The organism is Telluria antibiotica, from assembly GCF_011682055.1.
GTDB lineage: Bacteria > Pseudomonadota > Gammaproteobacteria > Burkholderiales > Burkholderiaceae_D > Telluria > Telluria antibiotica.
This window is the reverse complement of record NZ_JAAQOM010000012.1, coordinates 80,021-101,342: the sequence shown is the minus strand read 5'-3', so window position 1 is coordinate 101,342 and position 21,322 is coordinate 80,021. Positions and strand designations below refer to the sequence as shown.

The 21,322-nt window shown below is 67.0% G+C and carries 13 protein-coding genes and 1 pseudogene; 1 reads left to right on the top strand and 13 read right to left on the bottom strand.

Annotated elements, in window-relative coordinates:
• Window positions 1-56: 56 nt before the first annotated feature.
• Genes HAV22_RS19625 through HAV22_RS19600 form a run of 6 tightly spaced genes read right to left on the bottom strand, consistent with a single transcriptional unit; the run spans window position 57 to window position 8,780 of the window.
• Complete coding sequence (locus HAV22_RS19625) at window positions 57-1,160, bottom strand: glycine zipper 2TM domain-containing protein (RefSeq protein WP_166861457.1); 1,104 nt, start codon at window positions 1,158-1,160, stop codon at window positions 57-59.
• Between the two features lie 38 nt (window positions 1,161-1,198).
• Window positions 1,199-1,888, bottom strand: coding sequence for a ligase-associated DNA damage response endonuclease PdeM (gene pdeM / locus HAV22_RS19620; protein ID WP_166861456.1), 690 nt, complete (start codon window positions 1,886-1,888; stop codon window positions 1,199-1,201).
• Window positions 1,885-4,371 (bottom strand): ligase-associated DNA damage response DEXH box helicase, encoded by a 2,487-nt coding sequence (locus HAV22_RS19615; protein ID WP_166861455.1) that lies wholly within the window; start codon window positions 4,369-4,371, stop codon window positions 1,885-1,887. Before HAV22_RS19615 ends, pdeM begins: the two co-directional genes overlap by 4 nt.
• Window positions 4,368-5,999 (bottom strand): ATP-dependent DNA ligase, encoded by a 1,632-nt coding sequence (locus HAV22_RS19610; RefSeq protein WP_166861454.1) that lies wholly within the window; start codon window positions 5,997-5,999, stop codon window positions 4,368-4,370. The genes HAV22_RS19615 and HAV22_RS19610 overlap by 4 nt, the downstream gene beginning before the upstream one ends.
• Window positions 5,992-7,050 carry a ligase-associated DNA damage response exonuclease gene (locus HAV22_RS19605; RefSeq protein ID WP_166861453.1) on the bottom strand — a complete coding sequence of 353 codons (1,059 nt, stop codon included), beginning with the start codon at window positions 7,048-7,050 and terminating at the stop codon, window positions 5,992-5,994. The genes HAV22_RS19610 and HAV22_RS19605 overlap by 8 nt, the downstream gene beginning before the upstream one ends.
• A 17-nt stretch (window positions 7,051-7,067) precedes the next feature.
• Window positions 7,068-8,780 carry a RecQ family ATP-dependent DNA helicase gene (locus tag HAV22_RS19600; RefSeq protein ID WP_166861452.1) on the bottom strand — a complete coding sequence of 571 codons (1,713 nt, stop codon included), beginning with the start codon at window positions 8,778-8,780 and terminating at the stop codon, window positions 7,068-7,070.
• A 527-nt stretch (window positions 8,781-9,307) separates the two neighbouring features.
• Between HAV22_RS19600 and HAV22_RS19595 the strand changes: the two genes are divergently transcribed.
• Window positions 9,308-9,751, top strand: a complete 444-nt coding sequence (locus tag HAV22_RS19595; protein ID WP_166861451.1) for a response regulator — start codon at window positions 9,308-9,310, stop codon at window positions 9,749-9,751.
• Between the two features lie 68 nt (window positions 9,752-9,819).
• Here HAV22_RS19595 and ahpF read toward each other — a convergent pair whose 3' ends face one another.
• From ahpF to HAV22_RS19560, 7 genes and pseudogenes are all read right to left on the bottom strand, one after another.
• Window positions 9,820-11,397: an alkyl hydroperoxide reductase subunit F gene (gene ahpF / locus HAV22_RS19590; RefSeq protein ID WP_166861450.1), complete on the bottom strand. Its 1,578-nt coding sequence runs from the start codon at window positions 11,395-11,397 to the stop codon at window positions 9,820-9,822.
• 256 nt (window positions 11,398-11,653) lie between these two features.
• A complete protein-coding gene (gene ahpC, locus HAV22_RS19585; RefSeq protein WP_166861448.1) occupies window positions 11,654-12,217 on the bottom strand; it encodes an alkyl hydroperoxide reductase subunit C in 564 nt (187 codons plus the stop codon).
• 184 nt (window positions 12,218-12,401) lie between these two features.
• Entirely contained in the window at window positions 12,402-13,616 is a 1,215-nt protein-coding gene (locus HAV22_RS19580; protein WP_166861447.1) for a hybrid sensor histidine kinase/response regulator, read from the bottom strand.
• On the bottom strand, window positions 13,613-14,242 hold the full coding sequence (locus tag HAV22_RS19575; protein ID WP_166861446.1) for a chemotaxis protein CheB: 630 nt from the start codon (window positions 14,240-14,242) through the stop codon (window positions 13,613-13,615). Before HAV22_RS19575 ends, HAV22_RS19580 begins: the two co-directional genes overlap by 4 nt.
• Window positions 14,239-15,069, bottom strand: coding sequence for a CheR family methyltransferase (locus tag HAV22_RS19570; protein ID WP_166861444.1), 831 nt, complete (start codon window positions 15,067-15,069; stop codon window positions 14,239-14,241). Before HAV22_RS19570 ends, HAV22_RS19575 begins: the two co-directional genes overlap by 4 nt.
• 8 nt (window positions 15,070-15,077) lie before the next feature.
• Complete coding sequence (locus HAV22_RS19565) at window positions 15,078-18,551, bottom strand: response regulator (RefSeq protein WP_166861442.1); 3,474 nt, start codon at window positions 18,549-18,551, stop codon at window positions 15,078-15,080.
• A 236-nt stretch (window positions 18,552-18,787) separates the two neighbouring features.
• A pseudogene (locus HAV22_RS19560) lies at window positions 18,788-21,319 on the bottom strand (excinuclease ABC subunit UvrA).
• Window positions 21,320-21,322 lie beyond the last annotated feature (3 nt).

Genomic DNA, 21,322 nt, shown 5'->3' with positions numbered 1-21,322 from the left:
GAACGAAAAAAAAGCCGGTTCCTCGCGGAAGCCGGCTTTCTGTCTTGCACGCCCGCTCAGTCGCGGATCAGCACGCCGTCGGCAACCTTCACCCGGTCGCCGACGCGGAAGCCCGGGTTGTTTTCGTAAGGAATGGTCTGCGTGGCACCGTTCGGATAGCGCACGACGACTTCGTAGCGCTGGCTCGTGCGCGCGTTGCGCTCGATCTCGCGGCCCGCGAGGGCGCCGCCCACGGCACCGGCGACGGTGGCCGCCGTGCGTCCGCTGCCGCTGCCGACCTGGTTGCCCAGCAGGCCCCCGACGACGGCGCCCGCGCCCGTGCCCAGGTAGCTGCCGTCGCCGCTGACCTGCACCACGTTGACGGCTTCCACCGTCGCGCAATTCGTGCAGTAGCGCGCCACGCGCGGCTGCGTGCCCGGCGGATTGATGCCCTGGCCACTGCCGCCCGCCATCAGCGGTTGGCCCAGCGTCGCCGTCGAATAGCGGCCGTTGGCGCGGATCGTGGCCGTCACGGCGGCGTCCGGCGCGATACGGTCATCGCGGCGGATCGTGTACAGGCCGCTGTACTCGCCCGGGCGCACTTCGGGCAGGAAGAAGATGCCGCGCGTGCCGGCGATCTGCACCTCGACCTTCGCGTTCGGCGTACCGCGTACCGTGAATTTCAACTCGTTGCCCGGCCCCAGGTCGTCGCTGCCGCGCACGTCGAAGCGCTCCACGTGCGGCATGTTCGATGCCGTGCGGTCGATGGCGTCGTCGCGGCCGGGACCGCGCACGAGCGATTCCGCCAGCAACCGGGTCGTGACCATATTGTTCACGCGCAGGTTGGCGGTGACGGCGCTGGCCGGATTGATGCGGTCATGCGTGCCGATCGTGTACGTGCCCTGGTAAGTGCCCGGCGACGTTTCCGTCAAGGTCAGGTTGCGCGTGGCGCCGTCGATGCGCAAGGTGGCGTAGCCGCCCGGCGTGCCGTACAGGTCGAAGTTGAGTTCCGTGCCCGGTTCCAGGCGCCGCACTTCGTCCACGTTGAAGCCGTCGATGCGCGGTGCCAGCCGGGCCGCGCGCGGATGCTCTTGCGCGTGCACGGGCACCGAAACTGGAAGCGAGACGAGAGGCAGCGCGGCCACGACGGCCGCAGCCAAGGTCTGTCGGGTTGTTGCCATGGGGTCCTCCGGCGAATCTTGTTGTCGATATGATCAGCTTACGCCGCGCTCCCGCCGGGTTCGGTGCGTTGCCGAACGCTGTGCACGGCTTCCCCGGAGGACACAAAGATGCGATCGCCGGGCTCGGGACGCATGACGTGCCCGCCGGTAAAAGATCCGAACGAAGGAAGAATCATCCTACGAGGCCCTACCACGAAACACGGCAGGCGCAATGCGTCGAAACGTGTCGCCAAGACATACACCGGGTGGACGTGGCCGGCCAGCACGTAACCTGGCGCGTCCAGGTCGGGGTGGTGGCAGAAGGACATCGGGCCGACCGTGTACGGCTCGTCGACGAGGTCGATGCCGAGCACGGCGGCCGGGTCGCCCGCGTGCTTGTCGTGGTTGCCCCGCACGAGCGTCAGCACGAGATCGCAGCGGCGCCGGCGCCACGCGAGCATCGCGGCCTGCGTGCCTGCCGCGTGCGCCGCGCGCGCGTGCAGGAAGTCGCCGAGGAATAGCACGTGGTGCGCGCCCGTCGCATCGATCAGGGCGTCCAGCGCATCGAGGTTTTCGCTCGTCGTCCCGCGCGGCACGGGGATGCCGAACGAGCGGAACGCGGCCGCCTTGCCGAAATGGATGTCGGCGATCGCGAGCATCCGTTCGCGCGGCCAGTACACGGCCTTCTGCGGCAGGAGCACGAGCTGCTCGCCGCCGACGTCGACGGTGACGCTGCTCACGCTGCTCATACCTCCGCCGCCTTTTCCAGCTCGCGCACCATGCGCGCGACGCGGTCCGCCAGCTTCTCCGTGCTGACCTTTTCACGGAAACGCTCGACCATCAGCGGAAAGCCGAACGGCGTGGCGCGCTTCACTTCGCAAAACGCGACGCGGCGCGCATGCAACTCGACCAGCGTGTCGCGCAGCCGCGTCAGCTCCAGTTCCTGCTCCAGCACTTCGCGCTCGGCCTGCGTGAGCAGCAGGTTGCCGCTGTCGTGCTTGCGGAAGACTTCGAAGAACAGCGACGACGACGCCTGCACCTGGCGCATCGACTTGTGCTGGCCCGGATAGCCCTGGAAGATCAGCCCCGCGATGCGCGCCACTTCGCGGAAGCGCTGCTGCGACAGCTGCGTCGCATTCAGGCTGTCCAGCACGTCCTCGAGCAGATGCGACGTGTCGAACAAGCCGACGTCCTCCCCCGTCGCTCCCGCGAACACGGTGGCCCAGTCGACGGCTTCGGGCGACAGCAGCTCGAACCCGTAGTCGTTGACGGCGACGGAAAACGTGCTGGGCATGATGCGCCCCACGCGGAACGCGAACAGCGACGCGAGCCCCGTATGCACGGCCCGCCCCGCGAACGGGTACATGAACAGGTGATAGCCTTCGCGGCTCTTCATGCTTTCCACGACCATCACGTCGCTGTCGGGCAGCGCCGACCAGCGCGCCTGGATCTCCAGCAGCGGCTGCAGCGCGCGCATTTCCGGCCCGTCGTAGATGCCCTCCCTGGCCAGCTTGAGTTCTTCCAGCGCCGCATGCGCGAGCTCGGACGACAGCGGCATCTTGGTACCCATCCAGCGGCTGACGGCGCCGCGCGTCGAGTCCGAACGCTTCACATACGCCGTCATCTCGTGCACGCGCACGAGTTCCAGGATGCGGCCCGAGAACAGGAAGCGGTCGCCCGGCTTCATGCGACCGATGAACGATTCCTCGACGCTGCCGATCCGCCCGCCGCTCACGTATTTCACCTGCATCTGCGCGTCCGACACGATGGTGCCGATGCCCATGCGGTGGCGTCGCCCGATCTTGACGTCGGGCACGCGATAGACGCCCTCCTCGTCCGGCAGCACGCGCTTGTATTCCGGATAGACCGTGAGGCTCTGGCCGCCGCGCGCGACGAAGTCCAGCGCCCACTGCCACTCCTCCGGCGTCAGGTGACGATACGACCACGCGCTTTTCACTTCCTCGTAAAAGTCCTCGGCGCGGAAGCCACCGCCCAGCGCGACGGTGACGAGGTGCTGCACGAGCACGTCGAACGGCTTGTTCGGCACCAGCCGCGCCTCGATGCGGCGCGTGGCGACGGCGCGCTTGGCACCGGCCGCCTCCAGCAATTCCAGGCTGTTCGTCGGCACGAGCGTCACGCGCGAGATGCGGCCCGGCGCGTGCCCGCTGCGCCCCGCCCGCTGCAGCAGGCGCGCGATGCCCTTGGCGCTGCCGACCTGCAGCACGCGCTCGACGGGCAGGAAATCCACGCCGAGATCCAGGCTCGCCGTGCACACGACGGCCTTCAAGTCGCCACGCTTGAGGCCCGTCTCGACCCATTCGCGCACCTCGCGGTCGAGCGAACCGTGGTGCAGCGCGACGAGGCCGGCCCAGTCGGGACGCGCTTCGATGATGTTCTGGTACCACAGCTCCGATTGCGAGCGCGTGTTCGTGAAGACCAGCGTGGCCTCGTGCTGGTCGATCTCGGCGATGACGGCCGGCAGCATCTGCAGGCCCAGGTGCCCGGCCCACGGAAAGCGCGCGACGCCGTCCGGCACGAGGCAGTCGACGACGATCTGTTTTTTCAAATCGCCCTCGACGAGGACGCCCCCGTCCGGATCGCCCAGCAGCACGCCGCGCGCTTCCGCCAGGTTGCCCATCGTGGCCGACAAACCCCACACGACGAGGCCCGGATTCCAGCGCTTGAGCCGCGCGAGCGCCAACTGCACCTGCACGCCGCGCTTGCTGCCCATCAGCTCGTGCCACTCGTCGATGATGATCATGTCGAGGTGCTTGAACTGGTCGCGCGCGGCCGCGTGCGACAGCAGCAGCGACAGGCTTTCCGGCGTCGTGATCAAGGCGCCCGGCAGCGACTTCGACTGGCGCGCGCGCTCGGCCGCGCCCGTGTCGCCCGTGCGCGCGCCGATGCTCCACGTGCCGATGACGTCCGGGCTCGCGGCGCCCAGTTCCGCCGCCGAGGTTTCGAGCGAACGCTGCGTGTCCGCGGCGAGCGCGCGCATCGGCGTGATCCACAGCACGCGCAGGCCAGTGTTGGCGCGCCTGCTGCGATTCGCCCCGCGCAGCATCGCGGCAAACCAAACAGCGTACGTCTTGCCCGCGCCCGTGTTGGCATGCAAGAGGCCCGATTCGCCGGCCACCGCCGCCTTCCACACGGCGCGCTGGAACGGGAAGACCTTCCAGCCACGCGCCGCGAACCAGGCGTCGATGGCCGCTTCCGCCTGCGTCTTGCTCATGGCGTGACGGCTCCCAGCAAGCCTTTCAACGTGTCGAGCGTATCGGCTTCCTCGACCGTCTTGTCGTCGCGCCGGCGCAGGATGCGCGGAAAGCGCACGGCGATGCCGGCCTTGTGGCGCGTGGACAGCGCGATGCCCTCGAAGCCGATCTCGAACACCATCGTCGGGCGCACCGAGCGCACGGGCCCGAACTTCTCGATCGTTGTCTTGCGCACGGTGTTGTCGACCTGCGCGATCTCCGCATCCGTCAGGCCGGAGTAGGCTTTCGCGAACGGCACGAGCTTGCGCGCCTCGCCCTCGCCGTCCCACACGGCGAACGTGTAATCCGTGTACAGCGACGCGCGCCGGCCGCTGCCCGCCTGCGCATAGATCAGCACCGCGTCGACGGCGTACGGATCGATCTTCCACTTCCACCATGTGCCCACGTCTTTCGTGCGGCCCACGCCGTATTGTGCGTTCCGTGCTTTCAGCATCATGCCTTCGACCCCACGCGCCCGCGATTCCGCGCGCAGCTTGCCGAGGTCATCCCAGCTGTCGGCCGTCACGAGCGGCGAGATGCGCAGCCGCGGCTGCGCGGCGCCCGTGACGAGCGTCTCCAGCAATGCACGGCGTTCGTGCTGCGGCAGCGTGCGCGTGTCGACGCCGTCCAGTTCCAGCAGGTCGTACGCGAGCAGCACGGCGGGAAGCTCGGCCAGCAGTTTCGCGGACAAGGTCTTGCGGCCGATGCGCTTCTGCAGGTCGGCGAACGGCGCCGGTGCGTCGCCCGTCGTCCAGATCAGCACTTCGCCGTCGACGACCGTCCCTTCCGGCAGCGATAAACCCGCCAATTCGGGAAAGCGTTCCGTGATCAGGTCTTCGCCGCGCGACCAGAGGTAGTTCTGGCCGCCGCGCCGCACGAGTTGCGCGCGGATGCCGTCGTACTTCCACTCGACCTGCCAGTCGTGCATGTCGCCTAACGCAGCGGGGTCGCCCTGCAACTGGTGCGCGAGGAAGAACGGATAAGGCTGGCCGCCGCGCAGCCGGTTCTCGTCGGGGGACTCCCCGGCGATCAGTTGCAGGAAGCCCGCCGCCGTCGGCTTCACGCGGCCGTCCGTCCAGCCCATCAGGCGCTGCGCGATCAGCTTGGAGTCGACGGCGGCGATCGAGGCCAGCGCGCGCGTGACGAGCAGCTTCGACACGCCGACGCGAAACCCGCCGCCGATCAGCTTCACGAACAGGAAGCGTTCGCGCCACGTGAGTTCGTCCCAGTACGAGAACAGCGCCGCGCGGATCGTGCCCGGATCGGCGCCGCGCAACGGGCCGATGCGCTCTTCCATCCACGTTGCCAGGCCCACGTCGCTGTGGCGCTTCGGCGGCGGCAGGATGTGGGCGATGGTCTCCGCCATGTCGCCGACGGCGGCGTACGATTCGTCGAACAGCCAGTCGTCCAGGCCTGCGTATTCGATCGCGTACTGGCGCATCAATTTGCTCGGCACGGCCTGGCGCGGCTTGCCGCCGGCGAGGAAGTACACGGCCCACGCGGCGTTTTCCGGCGCGGCGCTGGCGAAGTAATTCTGCAGCGCCTCGAGCTTGCGGTTGGTGGCGGTCGTTTCGTCGAGTTCCGCGTACAGGCGGGCGAATTCACGCATCGTTCGCCTCCTGCGCTGCCTCCGGCGGCGCCTGCGGTTCGCCCGGCGTGGCAGTCACGGCTTCGTCGTCCTCCTCGCCATACTCCGTGTCGAACGCTTTCGCATCGAGGCCGATCTGGCACAACCAGCGCACCATCACGGGAATCGAGCCGTGCGTGACGATCACCTGGTGCGCGCCCGTCGCGTGGATCGCCTCCATCAGGCCGGGCCAGTCCGCGTGGTCGGACAGCACGAAGCCGCGGTCGACGCCGCGCCGCCGGCGCGCGCCGCGCAGCAGCATCCAGCCGCTGGCGAAGGCGTCGCTGTAGTCGCCGAAGCGGCGCGTCCACGGCGAGCCCGATGCGGACGGTGGCGCCAGCACGAGCGCCTTCTTCAAGTCCGCCTTCTCCGTCTCGCTGACCATCTGCGTGTGCGGCAGCGCCACCCCGCCCTCGCGGTAGACGCGGTTCAACGGCTCGACGGCGCCGTGGCACACGATGGGGCCGATGGACGGATCGAGCCCGCTGAGCAGCCGCTGCGCCTTGCCGAACGCGTAGGCGTAGAGGATGCTCGTGCGTCCTTCGTCCGCGTTGCGGCGCCACCAGCGGTTGATGTCGTCGAACACGTCCTGCTGCGGGTCCCAGCGGTAGATCGGCAGGCCGAATGTGGATTCCGTGATGAACGTGTGGCAGCGCACGGCCTCGAACGGCGCGCAGGTGGCGTCCGGCTCGACCTTGTAGTCGCCCGACGCGACCCACACCTCCCCGCCAAACGCCATGCGGATCTGGGCGGACCCCAGCACGTGCCCAGCCGGGTGCAGCGAGATCGTCACGCCGTTGTGGACGATGCGTTCGCCGTAGGCCAACCCCTCGATGTTGATGTCCTGGCCGAGGCGCGACTTCAGGATGCCCACGCTCTGCGCGGACGCGAGGTAGTGCTTGTGGCCCCAGCGCGCGTGGTCGCCGTGCGCATGGGTGATGACAGCCCGGTCCACCGGCCGCCACGGGTCGATGTAGAACTGGCCCGGCACACAATACAGGCCTTCCTTGCGTACGACGACCATGTCTCCCATGCGGCTGGCGTCCCTCCTCAGGCAGGTGTCACGTAATCGGCGACGAAGGCGCGCTGCTCGCCGTCCGGGAATTCGATGTTGACCTGGTCCCCGGTGGCCGAGAGCACGATGCCCTCGCCATACTTGGGCACCGTCACGCGCGCGCCCACGTCGAACGCGGGCGCGGGCGGAGCATCCGCGTCGGGTTCGCGATCGAATTCGTCGTCGCGGATTTCTATCTCTTCCGTCAGCACGGCGGCCGGCGGATTCAGGCAGTTGTCGCAGCGGCAGCACTTCTCGAAGCCTTCGACTTCGTCGCCGAAATAGTCGAGCAGGAGCTTCCAGCGGCAGAAACCGCTCACCGCATACGATACCATCTGTTCCAGCGCTTCCTTGTCGCGCTCCTGCTTCTGGCGGTAGACCTCGGCCAGCGCCGCGAACAGTTTATCGCTGGGTTGCGCGCTGCCGGGGAGGTAGGCGAGCTTGCGGTTCTGGCGCAGCAGCTTCGCATCCTTCAGCAGCTTCAGGCAGACTTTCACGTGCGGCCCCGCGAGATCGCCCACGACGTCCTCGACGCGCTCCGGCGTTGCCGTCTCGTTCTCGGCCAGGTCGCGCACGGCGTCGTGCACGGCGCGGATCTCGTCCGCCGTCGGGTAGTGCTTCACGAGGAAGAACTGCTGCACGCGCTTGTCGTCCTGCAGGAACAGCAGGGTGCAGCTGGCGTCGCGGCCGTCGCGGCCCGCGCGGCCCGATTCCTGGTAATACGCTTCCAGGTTCGCGGGGATCTGCAGGTGGATCACGAAGCGCGTATCCGGCTTGTCGATGCCCATGCCGAACGCGTTCGTCGCCACCATCACGCGCCGCTCGTCGCTCATGAACAAGTCCTGGTTCGCGCGCCGCTCGCTGGCTGCCAGCTTGCCGTGGTACAGCGTGACGGATTCTCCGGCGTCCAGCAGCACCTGGTACATCTCCTCGGCCGCCTTGACGGTGGCCGCGTAGACGATGCCCGTCCCCTTTGTTTCGCGCACGAGGCGCAGCGCTTCCTGCAGTTTTTCGTCAGGGTTCGTCACCTGCACGACGGCATATTGCAGGTTCGGGCGGTAGATGCCCGTGTTGATGACGTTCATCCGCGGCCGGTTCAGTTGGCGGCCGATGTCGTCGACCACGTCTTCCGTCGCCGTCGCCGTCAACGCCAGCACGGGCGGGCGGCCCAGCGCATCGATCGCGCCGGCCATCTCGAGGTAGGCCGGGCGGAAATCGTGGCCCCATTGCGAGATACAGTGGGCTTCGTCGACGACGACGAGCGCGATCTTCACGCCCGCCAGCACGTCGACGAATTCCGGCATCGTGAGGCGCTCGGGCGTGCAGAACACGATCTCGCAGCGGGCCTCGCGGATCGCGGCCAGCGCCGCCCTCTCCTCGTCCGCCGACAGGCTGCTGTTGACCTGCTCGGCGCGGATGCCGAGTTCCTCGAGTTTCTCCAGCTGGTCCTTCATCAGCGAAATCAGCGGCGAGACGACGACCGTCATGCCGCTGAGGATGCGCGCGGGGATCTGGTAGCACAGCGATTTACCGCTGCCGGTGGGCATGATCGCCAGCGTGTCCTTGCCGTCGAGGACGCTGTCGATCACGCGTTGCTGGCCGTCGCGCAGGTGCTCGATGCCGAATACATTCTGCAGCAGGCGACGGATGGTATTGCGGCGTACCGCGAGGGCACCCTTGTGCAGGAGCTTGGGGTCGTGTGTGGTCATGATGGACGACTGTAAGCCTGAGCACGGCCACACGCCATAGGACGCAACCTACAGCGACCGTAGGATCGCTACGACGGGCTACCACGACGGCTCATACACGGTGACGAGGCTTATTCCTACAGCGCCACGGATTGGCAGCCGATAGTTTCCAGAATGCACACGATCTAAGATGAGATCAACATTTCCCAGCATTCGGCACCTGGAGGTTCATCATGATCCGCTTCTTCCCCACGGCCTGGACCGCAGCCTACGTCGCCCTCACGAGCATGGCGACGTGGCTGCTGTGTGAAACGGACGCGCTCGGCGGCTTCGCGCCGCTGTTCTTCCATTGATGCCGCCGCGCTCTCATCCCGACGCCCGCCGGGCGCGCGTGCGCTGCGTACGCCCCGGCCGACTCTCTCTTTGCGCGACGCGCGCCGGCGCCGCCGTCGTGTCGGCGCGTCCGCACACCCGTTTTCATCATTGTTACAAATTAGCAGTTGAACAACACGGGAGGAGCACCACACCTGAGGCAGGAGGACTCATCCATGAAGTACGCCCTGTTATACGACGATGACGCGGCCGCACGCCGCCACAGTGCCACCCTGCTCAAATCGCTCGGCTACGTCGTCGCCGAGACGACGACGGCCCAGGCCGCGCTGAACGCCATGCAGGCGCTGCACTTCGACGTGGTCCTCACGGCAAAGTCGCACGCGAGCGGAGAACGCCGCGCGCTGCCGGGCGAAATGTCCCGCCTCGGCCCCGATACGGCCACGATCCTGCTGGTCGACGAGGACGAGCCCTTCCCCCCGCAGTACGACGAGTTCAGCGCCACCGTCACGAAACCCGTCACCGTCCGCTCACTGCGCCACGTGCTCGAATTCGGGCTGGACGGCACGGGCGCGCGGCCGGTGCCGGCCGCCGTCCGCTACGAACGGCGCGACGGGCAGCGGCGGCGGCATGCACGCACCGCGGCCGCCACCCGGCGATAAAAAAGGCAGCGCCCTCGCGGAAACGCTGCCTCTGCAACAGCCCGGACGAACGCCGGGCCAGACTCCCGTTACGCCGCCTCGACGGCCACCGGCATCCGGATCAGATAGTCGAATGCGGACAGTGCCGCCTTCGCCCCCTCGCCCGCCGCGATGACGATCTGCTTGAACGGCGTCGTCGTCGCATCGCCCGCGGCGAACACGCCCGGGACGTTCGTGCGGCCGTGCGCATCCACGACGATCTCGCCGAAGCGCGACAGCTCCACCGTGCCCTTCAGGAACTCCGTGTTCGGCACGAGGCCGATCTGGACGAACACGCCGGCCAGTTGCACCAGGCGTTCCTCGCCGCTCAAGCGATCCTTGAACTTGATGCCGTTGACCTTGCTGCCGTCGCCGGTGATCTCCGTCGTCTGCGCGTTCACGTGGATCGTCACGTTCGGCAGGCTTTCCACTTTGTTGACGAGCACCGCGTCCGCCTTCAGCTGCGGCGCGAATTCCAGCAGGGTCACGTGCTCGACGATGCCCGCGAGGTCGATCGCCGCTTCCACGCCCGAGTTGCCGCCGCCGATCACCGCGACGCGCTTGCCCTTGTACAGCGGGCCGTCGCAATGCGGGCAGTAGTTCACGCCGGCGTTCTTGTATTCCTGTTCGCCCGGCACGTTGACGTTCCTCCAGCGCGCGCCCGTCGACAGGATCACGGTGCTCGACTTCAGCGAACCGCCGTTCGTGAACTGCACTTCGACCAGTTCGCCCGGCGCGCCCGGCGGGATGATCTTCGCGGCCGTGTTCTGCGTCAGCACCTCGACGCCATAGTGGCGCACCTGGGCTTCCAGCGCGGCGGCGAATTTCGGGCCGTCCGTTTCCAGCACGGAGATGTAGTTCTCGATCGACATCGTGTCGTTCACCTGGCCGCCGAAGCGCTCCGTCGCGATGCCCGTGCGGATGCCCTTGCGTGCCGCGTACACGGCCGCCGCCGCACCCGACGGACCACCGCCGACGATCAGCACGTCGTACGGATCCTTCGCGTCCAGTTTCGCCGCGTCGCGGGCGCCGGCGCCCTTGTCCAGCTTGGCGACGATCTCTTCGATCATCATGCGGCCCGAGCCGAACAGCTCGCCGTTCAGGAACACCATCGGCACGGCCATCACCTTGCGCGACTCGACTTCGGCCTGGAACGCGCCGCCCTCGATCACGGTCGTCTTCACCCGCGGGTTCAGGATGGCCATCAGCGACAGCGCCTGCACGACGTCCGGGCAGTTATGGCACGTGAGCGACATGTACATCTCGAAGTCGTAGTCGCCGTCCAGTGCCTTGATCGCATCGATCGTCTCGGCCTCGACTTTCGGCGGATGACCGCCCGTCCACAGCAGGGCCAGCACGAGCGACGTGAACTCGTGGCCCAGCGGCAGGCCGGCGAAGCGCAGGTTCATGTCGGTGCCGGCGCGCTTCAAGCTGAACGACGGCTTGCGTTGGTCGTTACCGTCGGTGCGCAGGGTGATCTTGTCGGCGCGCAGGCTTTGGATGGTCTGCAGCAGGTCGAGCATCTGCTTCGACGTGTCGCTGTCGTCCAGCGAGGCAACGAGCTCGAATGGCTGCTGGACGCGTTGCAGGTAGCCGGCGAGTTGGTTTTTCAGTTCTTGTTCGAGCATGATCGTATCCTTTCGTTCAGTCGTGTTCAGGCCGATGCGGTCCGTCACGGACGCATCCATCCAATCTAAATAGTGAATCTGGAAGGCAGATCGACTAGCGAGATCGCCTGTTTATCTATGCGGACCCATTCCGGTTGGGCTCGTGGGAGGGGGCGGTCCCGACCGCCCCTCGCGGTCCAGACCGTTCGGTGGGCACAGGGTGCCCACCCTACTACTGCCGTAGGGTGGGCGGCCTCCGCCCACCAAACGTTCCTTCTTAGATCTTGCCAACCAGGTCCAGCGACGGCTTCAGCGTTGCGGCGCCTTCGGTCCACTTGGCCGGGCAGACTTCGCCCGGGTGCGATGCGACGTACTGGGCTGCCTTCACCTTGCGCAGCAGTTCCGACGCGTCGCGGCCGATGCCGTTGTCGTGCACTTCCATGACCTTGATCTGGCCTTCCGGGTTGATCACGAACGTGCCGCGCAGGGCCAGGCCTTCTTCTTCGATCATGACTTCGAAGTTACGCGACAGCAGGCCGGTCGGGTCGCCGATCAGCGGGTAGTTGACCTTCTTGATCGCGTCCGACGTGTCGTGCCATGCCTTGTGGGCGAAGTGGGTGTCGGTCGACACGCCATAGACTTTCACGCCCATCTTGTCGAATTCCGGCTGGAAAGCAGCCAGGTCTTCCAGTTCGGTCGGGCAGACGAAGGTGAAGTCCGCCGGGTAGAACATCAGGACCGACCACGTGCCTTTGAAGTCGGCTTCGGTCAGGTCGATGAACTTGCCTGCGTGGTAAGCGGTTGCTTTGAACGGCTTGATTTCGGTGTTGATGATGGACATGCAGTACTCCTCTTTCGGGGTTAAAAAAGCTTAGGTGTGCACTATACCTTGCGCACGGATCGAAGTGAAATTGATTGAACAGATTTTATCAATTGATTTTAGCTATCGCGTGGGGTGGGCACCCCGTGCCCACGCGAACACCCGCTCTGTGCGAACGTTACGCGTGGGCACAGGGGTGCCCACCCTACAACGCGACCGCAGGCTGCGTGGCCATCTCCGTGCAGGGCAGGATGAGGCTGAAGGTGGCGCCCTCGCCCGGCGTGCTCTCGACCGTCAGCTGGCCGCCGTGCGACAGCGCGAGCTGGCGCGAGATGTACAGGCCCAGGCCGAGGCCCTTCGGCTCGCCGCTCTTCGCGCCCCGCTCGTACGGTTCGAAGATGCGTTCGAGAAAATCGGGCGCGATGCCCTTGCCGTGGTCGCGCACCGAGATGCGCGCGTTGCAGCCTTCCGTCCGGACGCTGACCTCCACGGCCCCGCCGCCGCCATAGCGCAGCGCATTCGTCAGCAGGTTGACGACGACCTGCTCGATGCGGAACTCGTCCCAGAAGCCTTCGACGGGGTCGTGCGGCACCAGCACGACATTGGCGCCGGCCGCCGCGGCCTGCAGCGACAGATCGTTGACGACGCGCTCCAGCAAGGCCATCAGCTCGACCTTCGCCGGGCGGATCGACAATGTCCCGCTCTTCATGCGCGACACGTCCAGCATGTCGTCGATGAGCCGGATCATCGCCTTGATCTGGCGCTCGTCGCGCTTGATCATGCTGCTCATCTGTTCCGGATTGAACGCGGGCAGATTGCCCCGTTTCAGCTGCAGGCTGCGCATCTGCGTTTCCAGGAACAGCGTGTTCAGTGGCGTACGCAGCTCGTGCGCGACGAGGGACATGAACTCGTCGCGCATGCGCAGCGAGCGCTGCAGCTCGGCCTGCGTGGCGTTCAGCTCGCGCAGCAGCACTTCCTGCTCGCGCCGCGCCGCTTCCAGCGCCTCCATCTGGCGCTGCATCTCGCGGCGCTGCTGGTCCAGCGTGACGAACACGTGCACCTTGCTGCGCACGGCGTCGGGGTCGAGCGGCTTGTACAGGAAATCGACGGCGCCCGTCTCGTAGCCCTTGAACGCATAGTTCAGCTCGCGGCCCGCGGCGGACACGAACACGATGGGGATGTTCCGGGTACGCGACGTCGAGCGCATCAGTTCGGCCAGTTCGAAGCCGTCCATGCCCGGCATCTGCACGTCCAGGATCGCGAGCGCGAACTCGTGTTCGAGCATCAGCGACAACGCCTCCTCGCCGGACTGGGCCTGGAACACGAGGCGTTGCTCGTCACGGATGAGGGCGTCGAGGGCGCGCAGGTTTTCCGGCAGGTCGTCGACGATCAGCAGTTTGCTAGGGTCGTGTGCGCTCATGGTTCATTCATCTCCAACATGGGCAACAGGGCGTGGATGCGCGCCAGCGGCAGGATCAGGTTCGGCTTGCTGCGGTGGATGGCGCTCACGGGCATCGTGGGCACCTGCGCGTCGGCCGGGTCCTGCACGATCGTGAAGCCGCCGCGCGCGCGGATGCGGGCCATGCCGTCGGCGCCGTCGTGGTTGGCGCCCGTCAGCAGGATGCCGGCCAGCCCGGGCCCGTACGCGTCCGCGCTCGATTCCATCAGCACGTCGATGGCGGGCCGCGCGAAGTGCACGGGCGGCTCGCAGCTGAGCGAGAACGTGCGGTCGCTCTCCACGGACAGGTGGTAGCCGGCCCCGGCGAAATACACGGTGCCGGGCACGATCTCTTCCTTGTCCACCGCCTCCTTCACGGGCAGCGGCAGGCGCTCGTCGAACAATTCCGCCAGGCGGCTCTCGCGGTCGCCCGGCAGGTGCAGGATGCAGAACACGGCCAGGCGGAACCTGGCAGGCAGCGCCGGCAGCAGCGCGACGAGCGCGTCCACGGCGCCGGCCGAGCCGCCGATGACGACGGCCTCGAAGTGCCGGCCGCGCAGGACGGCGCGCAGCGCATCGTCGGCGGCGTGGACGACGGCGGACGTCATGGCCCCACCTTGCGGAACACCCGTTCCCGCTTCGCGAGCGCTTCGAACCGCTGGGCATACGTGGAAAAATCGATGCTTTCCTTGCTGCCGAGGCCGAGGAAGCCGCGGTGGCACAGCGATTCATGGAACAGGCCCAGCACCCGGTTCTGCAGGCGCCGGTTAAAGTAGATCATCACGTTGCGGCAGCTGATGAAATGCGTCTCCGCGAACACGGCGTCCGTCGCCAGGCTGTGGTCGGCGAACGTGACGTGCTCCACGAGCGCGCGGTCGAACAGCGCACCGCCGTAGGCCGCCGTGTAATAGTCGGAAAACGCGCGCGTGCCGCCCGATTTCTGGTAGTTCTCCGTGTAGCGGCGCATCTTGTCGAGCGGCATCACACCGCGTCGCGCGGCCTCCAGCGAATCCGGATTGATGTCGGTCGCGTACATCTGCGTGCGCTCCAGCAGGCCCTCCTCGTGCAGCAGGATGGCAAGCGAATACACTTCCTCGCCCGTGCTGCAGCCGGCCACCCACACGTTCAGCGACGGATACGTCTTGAGGAACGGCACGATGAGCCGGCGTACAGCCAAATAATAATCCGGGTCGCGGAACATTTCCGTAACGGGGATGGTCAAAAATTGCAGCAGCTGCGTGAACGCGGCCGGGTCGTGCATGACGCGCGCCTGCAAGGCCGAGACGGTATCGCAATCCATCACGCGCATGGCGGCGAACACGCGGCGTTTTTGCGAGGCGCCCGTGTAGTCGCGGAAATCGTAGTTGTACTTGAGGAAGACAGCTTCGATCAGCATCCGCAACTCGATGTCGACGTCGCCCGGCGGATTGTGCATGGGCTTCTTCAAATGCGCTCCAGCGTCGGCATCCACACGCGCAGCAGCGAGTACAGCCGGGTCAGGTCGATCGGCTTGGCCAGGTAATCGTTGGCGCCCGCCGCCAGGCATTGCTCCTGGTCGTCCTTCATCGCCTTCGCCGTGATCGCGATGATGGGCAGGCGCGCGAAACGCTTGTCCTGGCGGATACGGCGGGTCGCTTCCAGGCCGTCCATGCCGGGCATCATCACGTCCATCAGCACGAGGTCGATGGCATCGTTCTCGTCGAGCTTGGCGATGGCCTCGAAGCCGTTGCGGCCCACTTCCACCTTCGCGCCCCGTTGCTCGAGCGCGCTCGTCAGTGCGAACACGTTGCGCACGTCGTCGTCCACGAGCAGGATCGTGCGCCCTTCGAACACGCGGTCGCGCCCGCGCACCGTCTTCAGCATCGACTGGCGCTCCGACGACAGTTCCGACTCGACCTTGTGCAGGAACAGCGTCACCTCGTCCAGCAGACGCTCCGGCGAACGCGCGCCCTTGATGATGATCGAGCGCGAGTACTTCAACAGCTCCGCTTCCTCGTCGCGCGTGAGGTTGCGGCCCGTGTACACGATGACGGGCGGGAACGAGCACAGTTCTTCGAGAGACATACGCTTGAGCAACTCATTGCCCTGCATATCGGGCAGCTTCAAGTCGATGATCATGCAATCGAAAATCTGCGTGCGCAACAAGTCCAGCGCTTCCGTGCCCGAGCCGACGGCCGCGATCTCGACGTCGGCATCGGCAATCAATTGCACGACGCTGTCGCGCTGGCGCTCGTCGTCCTCGACAAGCAGCACGCGCTTGATGGTCTGCGACGACTTGTCCTTCAGCTTGCGGAACACGTCTTCCAGCTGCTCGCGCGACGTGGGCTTCAGCGCGTAACCGATCGCGCCCAGGTGCAGCGCCTCGCCGCCGTTGTCCTGGCTGGACACGACGTGGACGGGGATATGCCGCGTGGCCGGGTTGTCCTTCAGCTGTTGCAGCACGGACAGGCCCGAGCGGTCCGGCAGGCGGATGTCGAGCAGGATGGCGTCCGGCGTCTCGCCCGTCGCCAGCTCCAGCCCTTCCTGCGCCGTCAGCGCGACGAGGCAGCGGAATTCCATGTCGTGCGCGAGGCCGTACAGGATGCGCGCAAATTCGGGCTCGTCCTCGATGACGAGCACCGTGCGCACGCCGGCGGCGGGCTCCGCGCGGTCGTCCGTGAATTCGGGCTGGGGCACGCCCTGCGGCGGCCCGACGGCCGGTGCCGGTGCGGGTGCCGCGACGGGCGCCGGCGCCTGGGCGGGCGGCAGCGCGGGCGGCGTCGCGGCGACGGTGCCGTTGCGCGGCAGGCTGAGGAGGAAACAGCTGCCCTCGCCCGGCGTACTCGTCAGCGTGAGCGTGCCGCCCAGCAAGCCGGTCAGGTCGCGCGAGATCGACAGGCCCAGGCCCGTGCCGCCGTATTTGCGCGCGGTGGACCCGTCGGCCTGGTGGAAGGCGTCGAAGATCTTGCTCTGCTGCTCCGGCGTGATGCCGATGCCGGAATCCTGGACGGCGAACTGGAACCAGCCGTCCGCGTTCGCGCTCACGTTCAGCGTGACCTTGCCGGCATCCGTGAACTTGACCGCATTCGACAACAGGTTCTTGAGGATCTGTTCCAGGCGCTGGCGGTCCGTGTGGATGCTGGCGGGGACATCCGGCTCGACGTGCACGCGGAAATCCAGCTTCTTCTGGCGCGCCAACGGTTCGAACACGCGGCCGAGGCCTTCGATGGCGCGGCGCAGCGGCACGTCTTCAGGTACGAGCTCCAGCTTGCCGGCCTCGACCTTGGAAATGTCCAGGATGTCGTTGATGAGGTTGAGCAGGTCATTGCCCGCCGAATAAATCGTCTGGGCAAAGCGCACCTGTTCTTCGTTCAAATTGCCGGACGCATTGTCGGCCAGCAGTTTCGCGAGGATCAGCGAGCTGTTCAGTGGCGTGCGCAATTCGTGCGACATGTTCGCGAGGAATTCCGACTTGTACCGGCTCGCCCGCTCCAGCTCGAGCGCCCGCTCGCGCAATTGCTCCTGGGCTTGCACGAGCGCGCTGTTCTTGGTGTCGAGGTTCGCGGCCTGCTCGGCCAGCTGTTCGTTCGTCTGCTCCAGCTCGGCCTGCTGGTTTTCCAGCGCCGACTGCGATTCCTCCAGCGCCCGCGACTGCTCTTCCAGTTCCTCGTTCGCCGTACGCAGTTCTTCCTGCTGCACCTGCAGCTCCTCGTTCAGCGCCTGCTGCTCTTCCAGCGCCGCTTGCAGGCGCTGGCGATGCACGACGTTGGCGACCGCGGCGCCGACGGACGCGGCGATCGTTTCCATGAACTGGACGTCGCGCCCGCGCACGTCGTGCAGGAAGCCGATTTCGATGATGCCCTTGATCTTGCCGAAGTTCGACACGGGCGCGATGAGAAGTGCCCGGGGCGCGGCCTCGCCCAACGCCGAACCGACCTTGATGTAATCGGGCGGCAAATCGTTCAACGTGATGATGCGGTTCTCGCTGGCAGCCTGCGCAGCCAGCGACTCGCCCGGCTGCACGATGCGGCCGCGCTCGGTCTCGTCGTGCGCGAAGCCATACGTGCCGATGCGGGTCAGCGTGCCGTCGTCATTGCGGAAATACATCGCGCCGACGACGCCCTCGACGTAGCGCGCCACGTAGCTCAGCACGACCTCGGCCAGCGGTTCCAGGCTCACGATGCCCGTCGTCTTCGCGATCAGGTCCGTCTGGCCCGAACGCAGCCAGGCCTGCTGGCGCAGCTGGTCGTTGTGCTCCGCTTCGTCATTCAAAATGCTGTCGTACGACTTCGACAGCGTCACCAACTCGCGCCGGCCGAACAGCGCGAGCAGCCCGGCCACGATGAGGCTGAACGCGAGGAACGCGGCGACGGACCACGCGATCACGGAGCGCGACGTCGCGTTGCGCGCCTGCAGGATGCGTTGTTCTTCCTGGATGAAGTCGAGGAACTCGCGTCGTACCTGGTCCGTCAGCAGCTTGCCGCGGCCGCTCTTGATGCTCTGGACGATGTCGACGAAATCGCTGCTCTTGCCGCGCCGCGCGATCATGTCCTCGGCAAAGGCCTGCCACTGGCCCTGCGCCGCGCGCACGCGTGCGATGCGTTCGACCTGCGCGGGATTGTCGTCGACGAGGCGGGACAGGTTCGCGAGCTCGGCATCCATGCGCGGCTTGGCCGACAGATAGGGCGCGAGGAAGTCGTCGTCGCCGGACAGCAGGTAGCCACGCATGCCCGCCTCCATGTCGGACGACAGCCGGTTCACTTCGTTGGCACGGCCGATCACGTGCTCGGAACGCTCGACCCAGCTCAGGACGTTGATGAGGTAGGCGATGATGCCGACGAACACGATCGCGCTGAGCACACCCATGCCCAACGGCATGGCGACGTTGCGCGACAGGATGCGGCGGAACTGGTCACTATCGATGGTCGAACCAGGCATGCTGTGTCGTTACTCTTATGAAAAAAATATCCCAAGTGTAACGCAAGCACGCAAACCGGCGCGCTCGCTTGAACGTGCATTTTTATTAAGTCGCCGAGATTGCGCGGCGTTACAGTGTACTTACACGGAACTTCAAAGGAATTGCATGAGTCGTAGGGTGGGCACCCTGTGCCCACGCGAACGCCAGCATGACGCGAACGTTACGCGTGGGCACGGGGTGCCCACCCTACAAAGCGTCACAGGAACGGGGACAAATAAGCTGCCGTCCGGCTCGCCTTCACCGCGGCGACCTCCGCCGGCGGGCCGGCCGCGACGACCGTCCCGCCCGCCTCGCCGGCACCGGGGCCGATGTCGATCACCCAGTCGCACGTCGCGACGACCCGCATCGTGTGTTCGACCATGATGACGGTGTTGCCCGCGTCCACGAGGCGGTCCAGCTGGGCCAGCAGGCGGTCGGCGTCGAACGGGTGCAGGCCCGTCGTCGGCTCGTCCAGCACGTATAAGGTGCCGCCGCGGCCGGCGCGCTGCAGCTCCGTGGCCAGCTTGATACGCTGGGCTTCGCCGCCGGACAGCTCCGTCGCGCTCTGCCCCAGGCGCAAATAACCGAGCCCCACTTCGCGCAGCACCGACAACGGCCGCGCGACGCTCTCCTCGTCCGCGAAGAACGCATACGCCTCGTCGACCGTCATGCCCAGCACGTCGGCGATGTTGCGGTCGTTGTAGCGCACGGCGAGCGTGTCGGCGTTGTAGCGCGCGCCGCCGCACGTGGGGCAAGGCGCGTACACGCTGGGCAGGAACAGCAGCTCGACCATGACGAAACCTTCGCCCGCGCAATGCTCGCAGCGGCCCTTCGCCACATTGAACGAGAAGCGCCCGGCGTCGTAGCGGCGCTTCTTCGCGGCCGGCGTGGCCGCGAACAGTTTTCTCACCTGATCGAACAGGCCCGTGTACGTGGCGAGGTTCGAGCGGGGCGTGCGGCCGATCGGCTTCTGGTCCACGCGCACGAGGCGGCGGATGCCGTGCAGCGCCCCCGCGATGTGGCCGACGGTCGGGATGTCGGCCTCGCGCTCGAGATCCATCGCATCATCGCCCTCCTCGTCGGCCGCGCCCTGGCCCAGCGCCGCGCCGACGAGGTCGACGAGCACCTGGCTGACGAGCGTCGACTTGCCCGAGCCGGAGACGCCGGTCACGCCCGTCATCACGCCGAGCGGGAACGCGACGGCGAGGCCGTGCAGGTTGTTGCGCGTGACGTTCTCCAGCCGCAGCCAGCCGGTCGGCTCGCGCGGCGTGCGCGCAGCCGGGCGCACGGCGTCTTGCGCATCCGTGAACAGATAGCGCCGCGTATGCGAGCCCGCCACGGCACGCAAACCGTCGGGCGGGCCGCTATAAAGAATCTGCCCGCCCTTCTCACCGGCCTGCGGCCCCACGTCGACGATCCAGTCCGCGTGGCGGATCACGTCCAGCGCATGCTCGACGACGAACAGGGAGTTACCCGCAGCCTTCAAGCGCGCGAGCGCGTCCAGCAGCGCTTCCGTGTCGGCCGGATGCAGGCCGGCCGACGGTTCATCCAGCACCTACACGACGCCGAACAGGTTGGAACGCACCTGCGTGGCGAGGCGCAGGCGCTGCAGCTCGCCCGGCGACAACGTGGGCGTACTGCGCTCCAGCGCCAGGTAGCCGAGGCCCAGCGCCAGCATCGTGTCGAGGCGCGCGCACAGGTCCGCGGCGATGCGCTGCGTGACGATCAGCTGCTCCGGATGTTTATCGGCACGCGCCTTGCCCTTGGGCGCCGTACCGTCCGCGTAGGGCCGCAGCAGCGCTGCGAGCCGTTCGAGGGGGACGCGCGACAAGGTCATGATGTCCATGCCGGCAAACGTCACGGACAACGCTTCCCGGCGCAGGCGGCGGCCCTGGCACAGCGGGCATTCCGTGCTCACCATGTAGCGTGCGACGCGCTTCTTCATCGACGCGCTTTCCGTGTTCGCGAACGTCTGCAGCACGTAGCGGCGCGCGCCGCTGAACGTGCCCTGGTAGCTGGGCGTCTCCTTGCGCTTCAGCGCGCGGCGCGTCTCCGCCGGCGTGAGCCCGGCATACACGGGCACGGTGGGCGTCTCGTCCGTGAACAGGATCCAGTCGCGGTCCTTCTTCGGCAAATCGCGCCACGGCGTGTCGACGTCGTAGCCCATGGTGACGAGGATGTCGCGCAGGTTCTGGCCGTGCCACGCGGGCGGCCACGCGGCGACAGCGCGCTCGCGGATCGTCAGGCTGTCGTCCGGCACCATCGACGCCTCCGTCGCGTCGTACACGCGGCCAAGGCCCGAGCACTGCGGGCACGCACCTTCTGCCGTGTTCGGGGAGAACGATTCGGCGTACAGCAGCTCCTGGCCGGACGGATAGTCGCCGGCGCGCGAATACAGCATGCGCAGCGAATTCGACAGGGTGGACACGCTGCCGACGGACGACCGCGTCGTCGGCGTGCCCCGCTGCTGCTGCAGCGCGACGGCGGGCGGCAGGCCGTCGATGTCGTCCACTTCCGGCACGGGCATCTGGTGGAACAGGCGCCGCGCGTATGGCGAGACGGATTCCAGGTAGCGCCGCTGCGCCTCCGCGTACAGCGTGCCGAATGCGAGCGACGACTTGCCCGAGCCGGAGACGCCCGTGAACACGACGAGGGCGTCGCGCGGGATGTCGAGGTCGACGTTTTTCAGGTTGTGCTCGCGCGCGCCGCGTACGCGCACGTGGCCGGCTTTCGGTGGGGAGTCGCGCATACC

Coding starts and splice junctions, on each gene's coding strand:
- HAV22_RS19615 (WP_166861455.1), bottom strand. CDS start 4,371: ATGAGCAAGACGCAGGCGGAAGCGGCCATCGACGCCTGGTTCGCGGCG.
- HAV22_RS19595 (WP_166861451.1), top strand. CDS start 9,308: ATGAAGTACGCCCTGTTATACGACGATGACGCGGCCGCACGCCGCCAC.
- HAV22_RS19600 (WP_166861452.1), bottom strand. CDS start 8,780: ATGACCACACACGACCCCAAGCTCCTGCACAAGGGTGCCCTCGCGGTA.
- HAV22_RS19570 (WP_166861444.1), bottom strand. CDS start 15,069: ATGCACAATCCGCCGGGCGACGTCGACATCGAGTTGCGGATGCTGATC.
- HAV22_RS19610 (WP_166861454.1), bottom strand. CDS start 5,999: ATGCGTGAATTCGCCCGCCTGTACGCGGAACTCGACGAAACGACCGCC.
- HAV22_RS19605 (WP_166861453.1), bottom strand. CDS start 7,050: ATGGGAGACATGGTCGTCGTACGCAAGGAAGGCCTGTATTGTGTGCCG.
- HAV22_RS19580 (WP_166861447.1), bottom strand. CDS start 13,616: ATGAGCGCACACGACCCTAGCAAACTGCTGATCGTCGACGACCTGCCG.
- pdeM (WP_166861456.1), bottom strand. CDS start 1,888: ATGAGCAGCGTGAGCAGCGTCACCGTCGACGTCGGCGGCGAGCAGCTC.
- ahpF (WP_166861450.1), bottom strand. CDS start 11,397: ATGCTCGAACAAGAACTGAAAAACCAACTCGCCGGCTACCTGCAACGC.
- HAV22_RS19575 (WP_166861446.1), bottom strand. CDS start 14,242: ATGACGTCCGCCGTCGTCCACGCCGCCGACGATGCGCTGCGCGCCGTC.
- HAV22_RS19625 (WP_166861457.1), bottom strand. CDS start 1,160: ATGGCAACAACCCGACAGACCTTGGCTGCGGCCGTCGTGGCCGCGCTG.
- ahpC (WP_166861448.1), bottom strand. CDS start 12,217: ATGTCCATCATCAACACCGAAATCAAGCCGTTCAAAGCAACCGCTTAC.
- HAV22_RS19565 (WP_166861442.1), bottom strand. CDS start 18,551: ATGCCTGGTTCGACCATCGATAGTGACCAGTTCCGCCGCATCCTGTCG.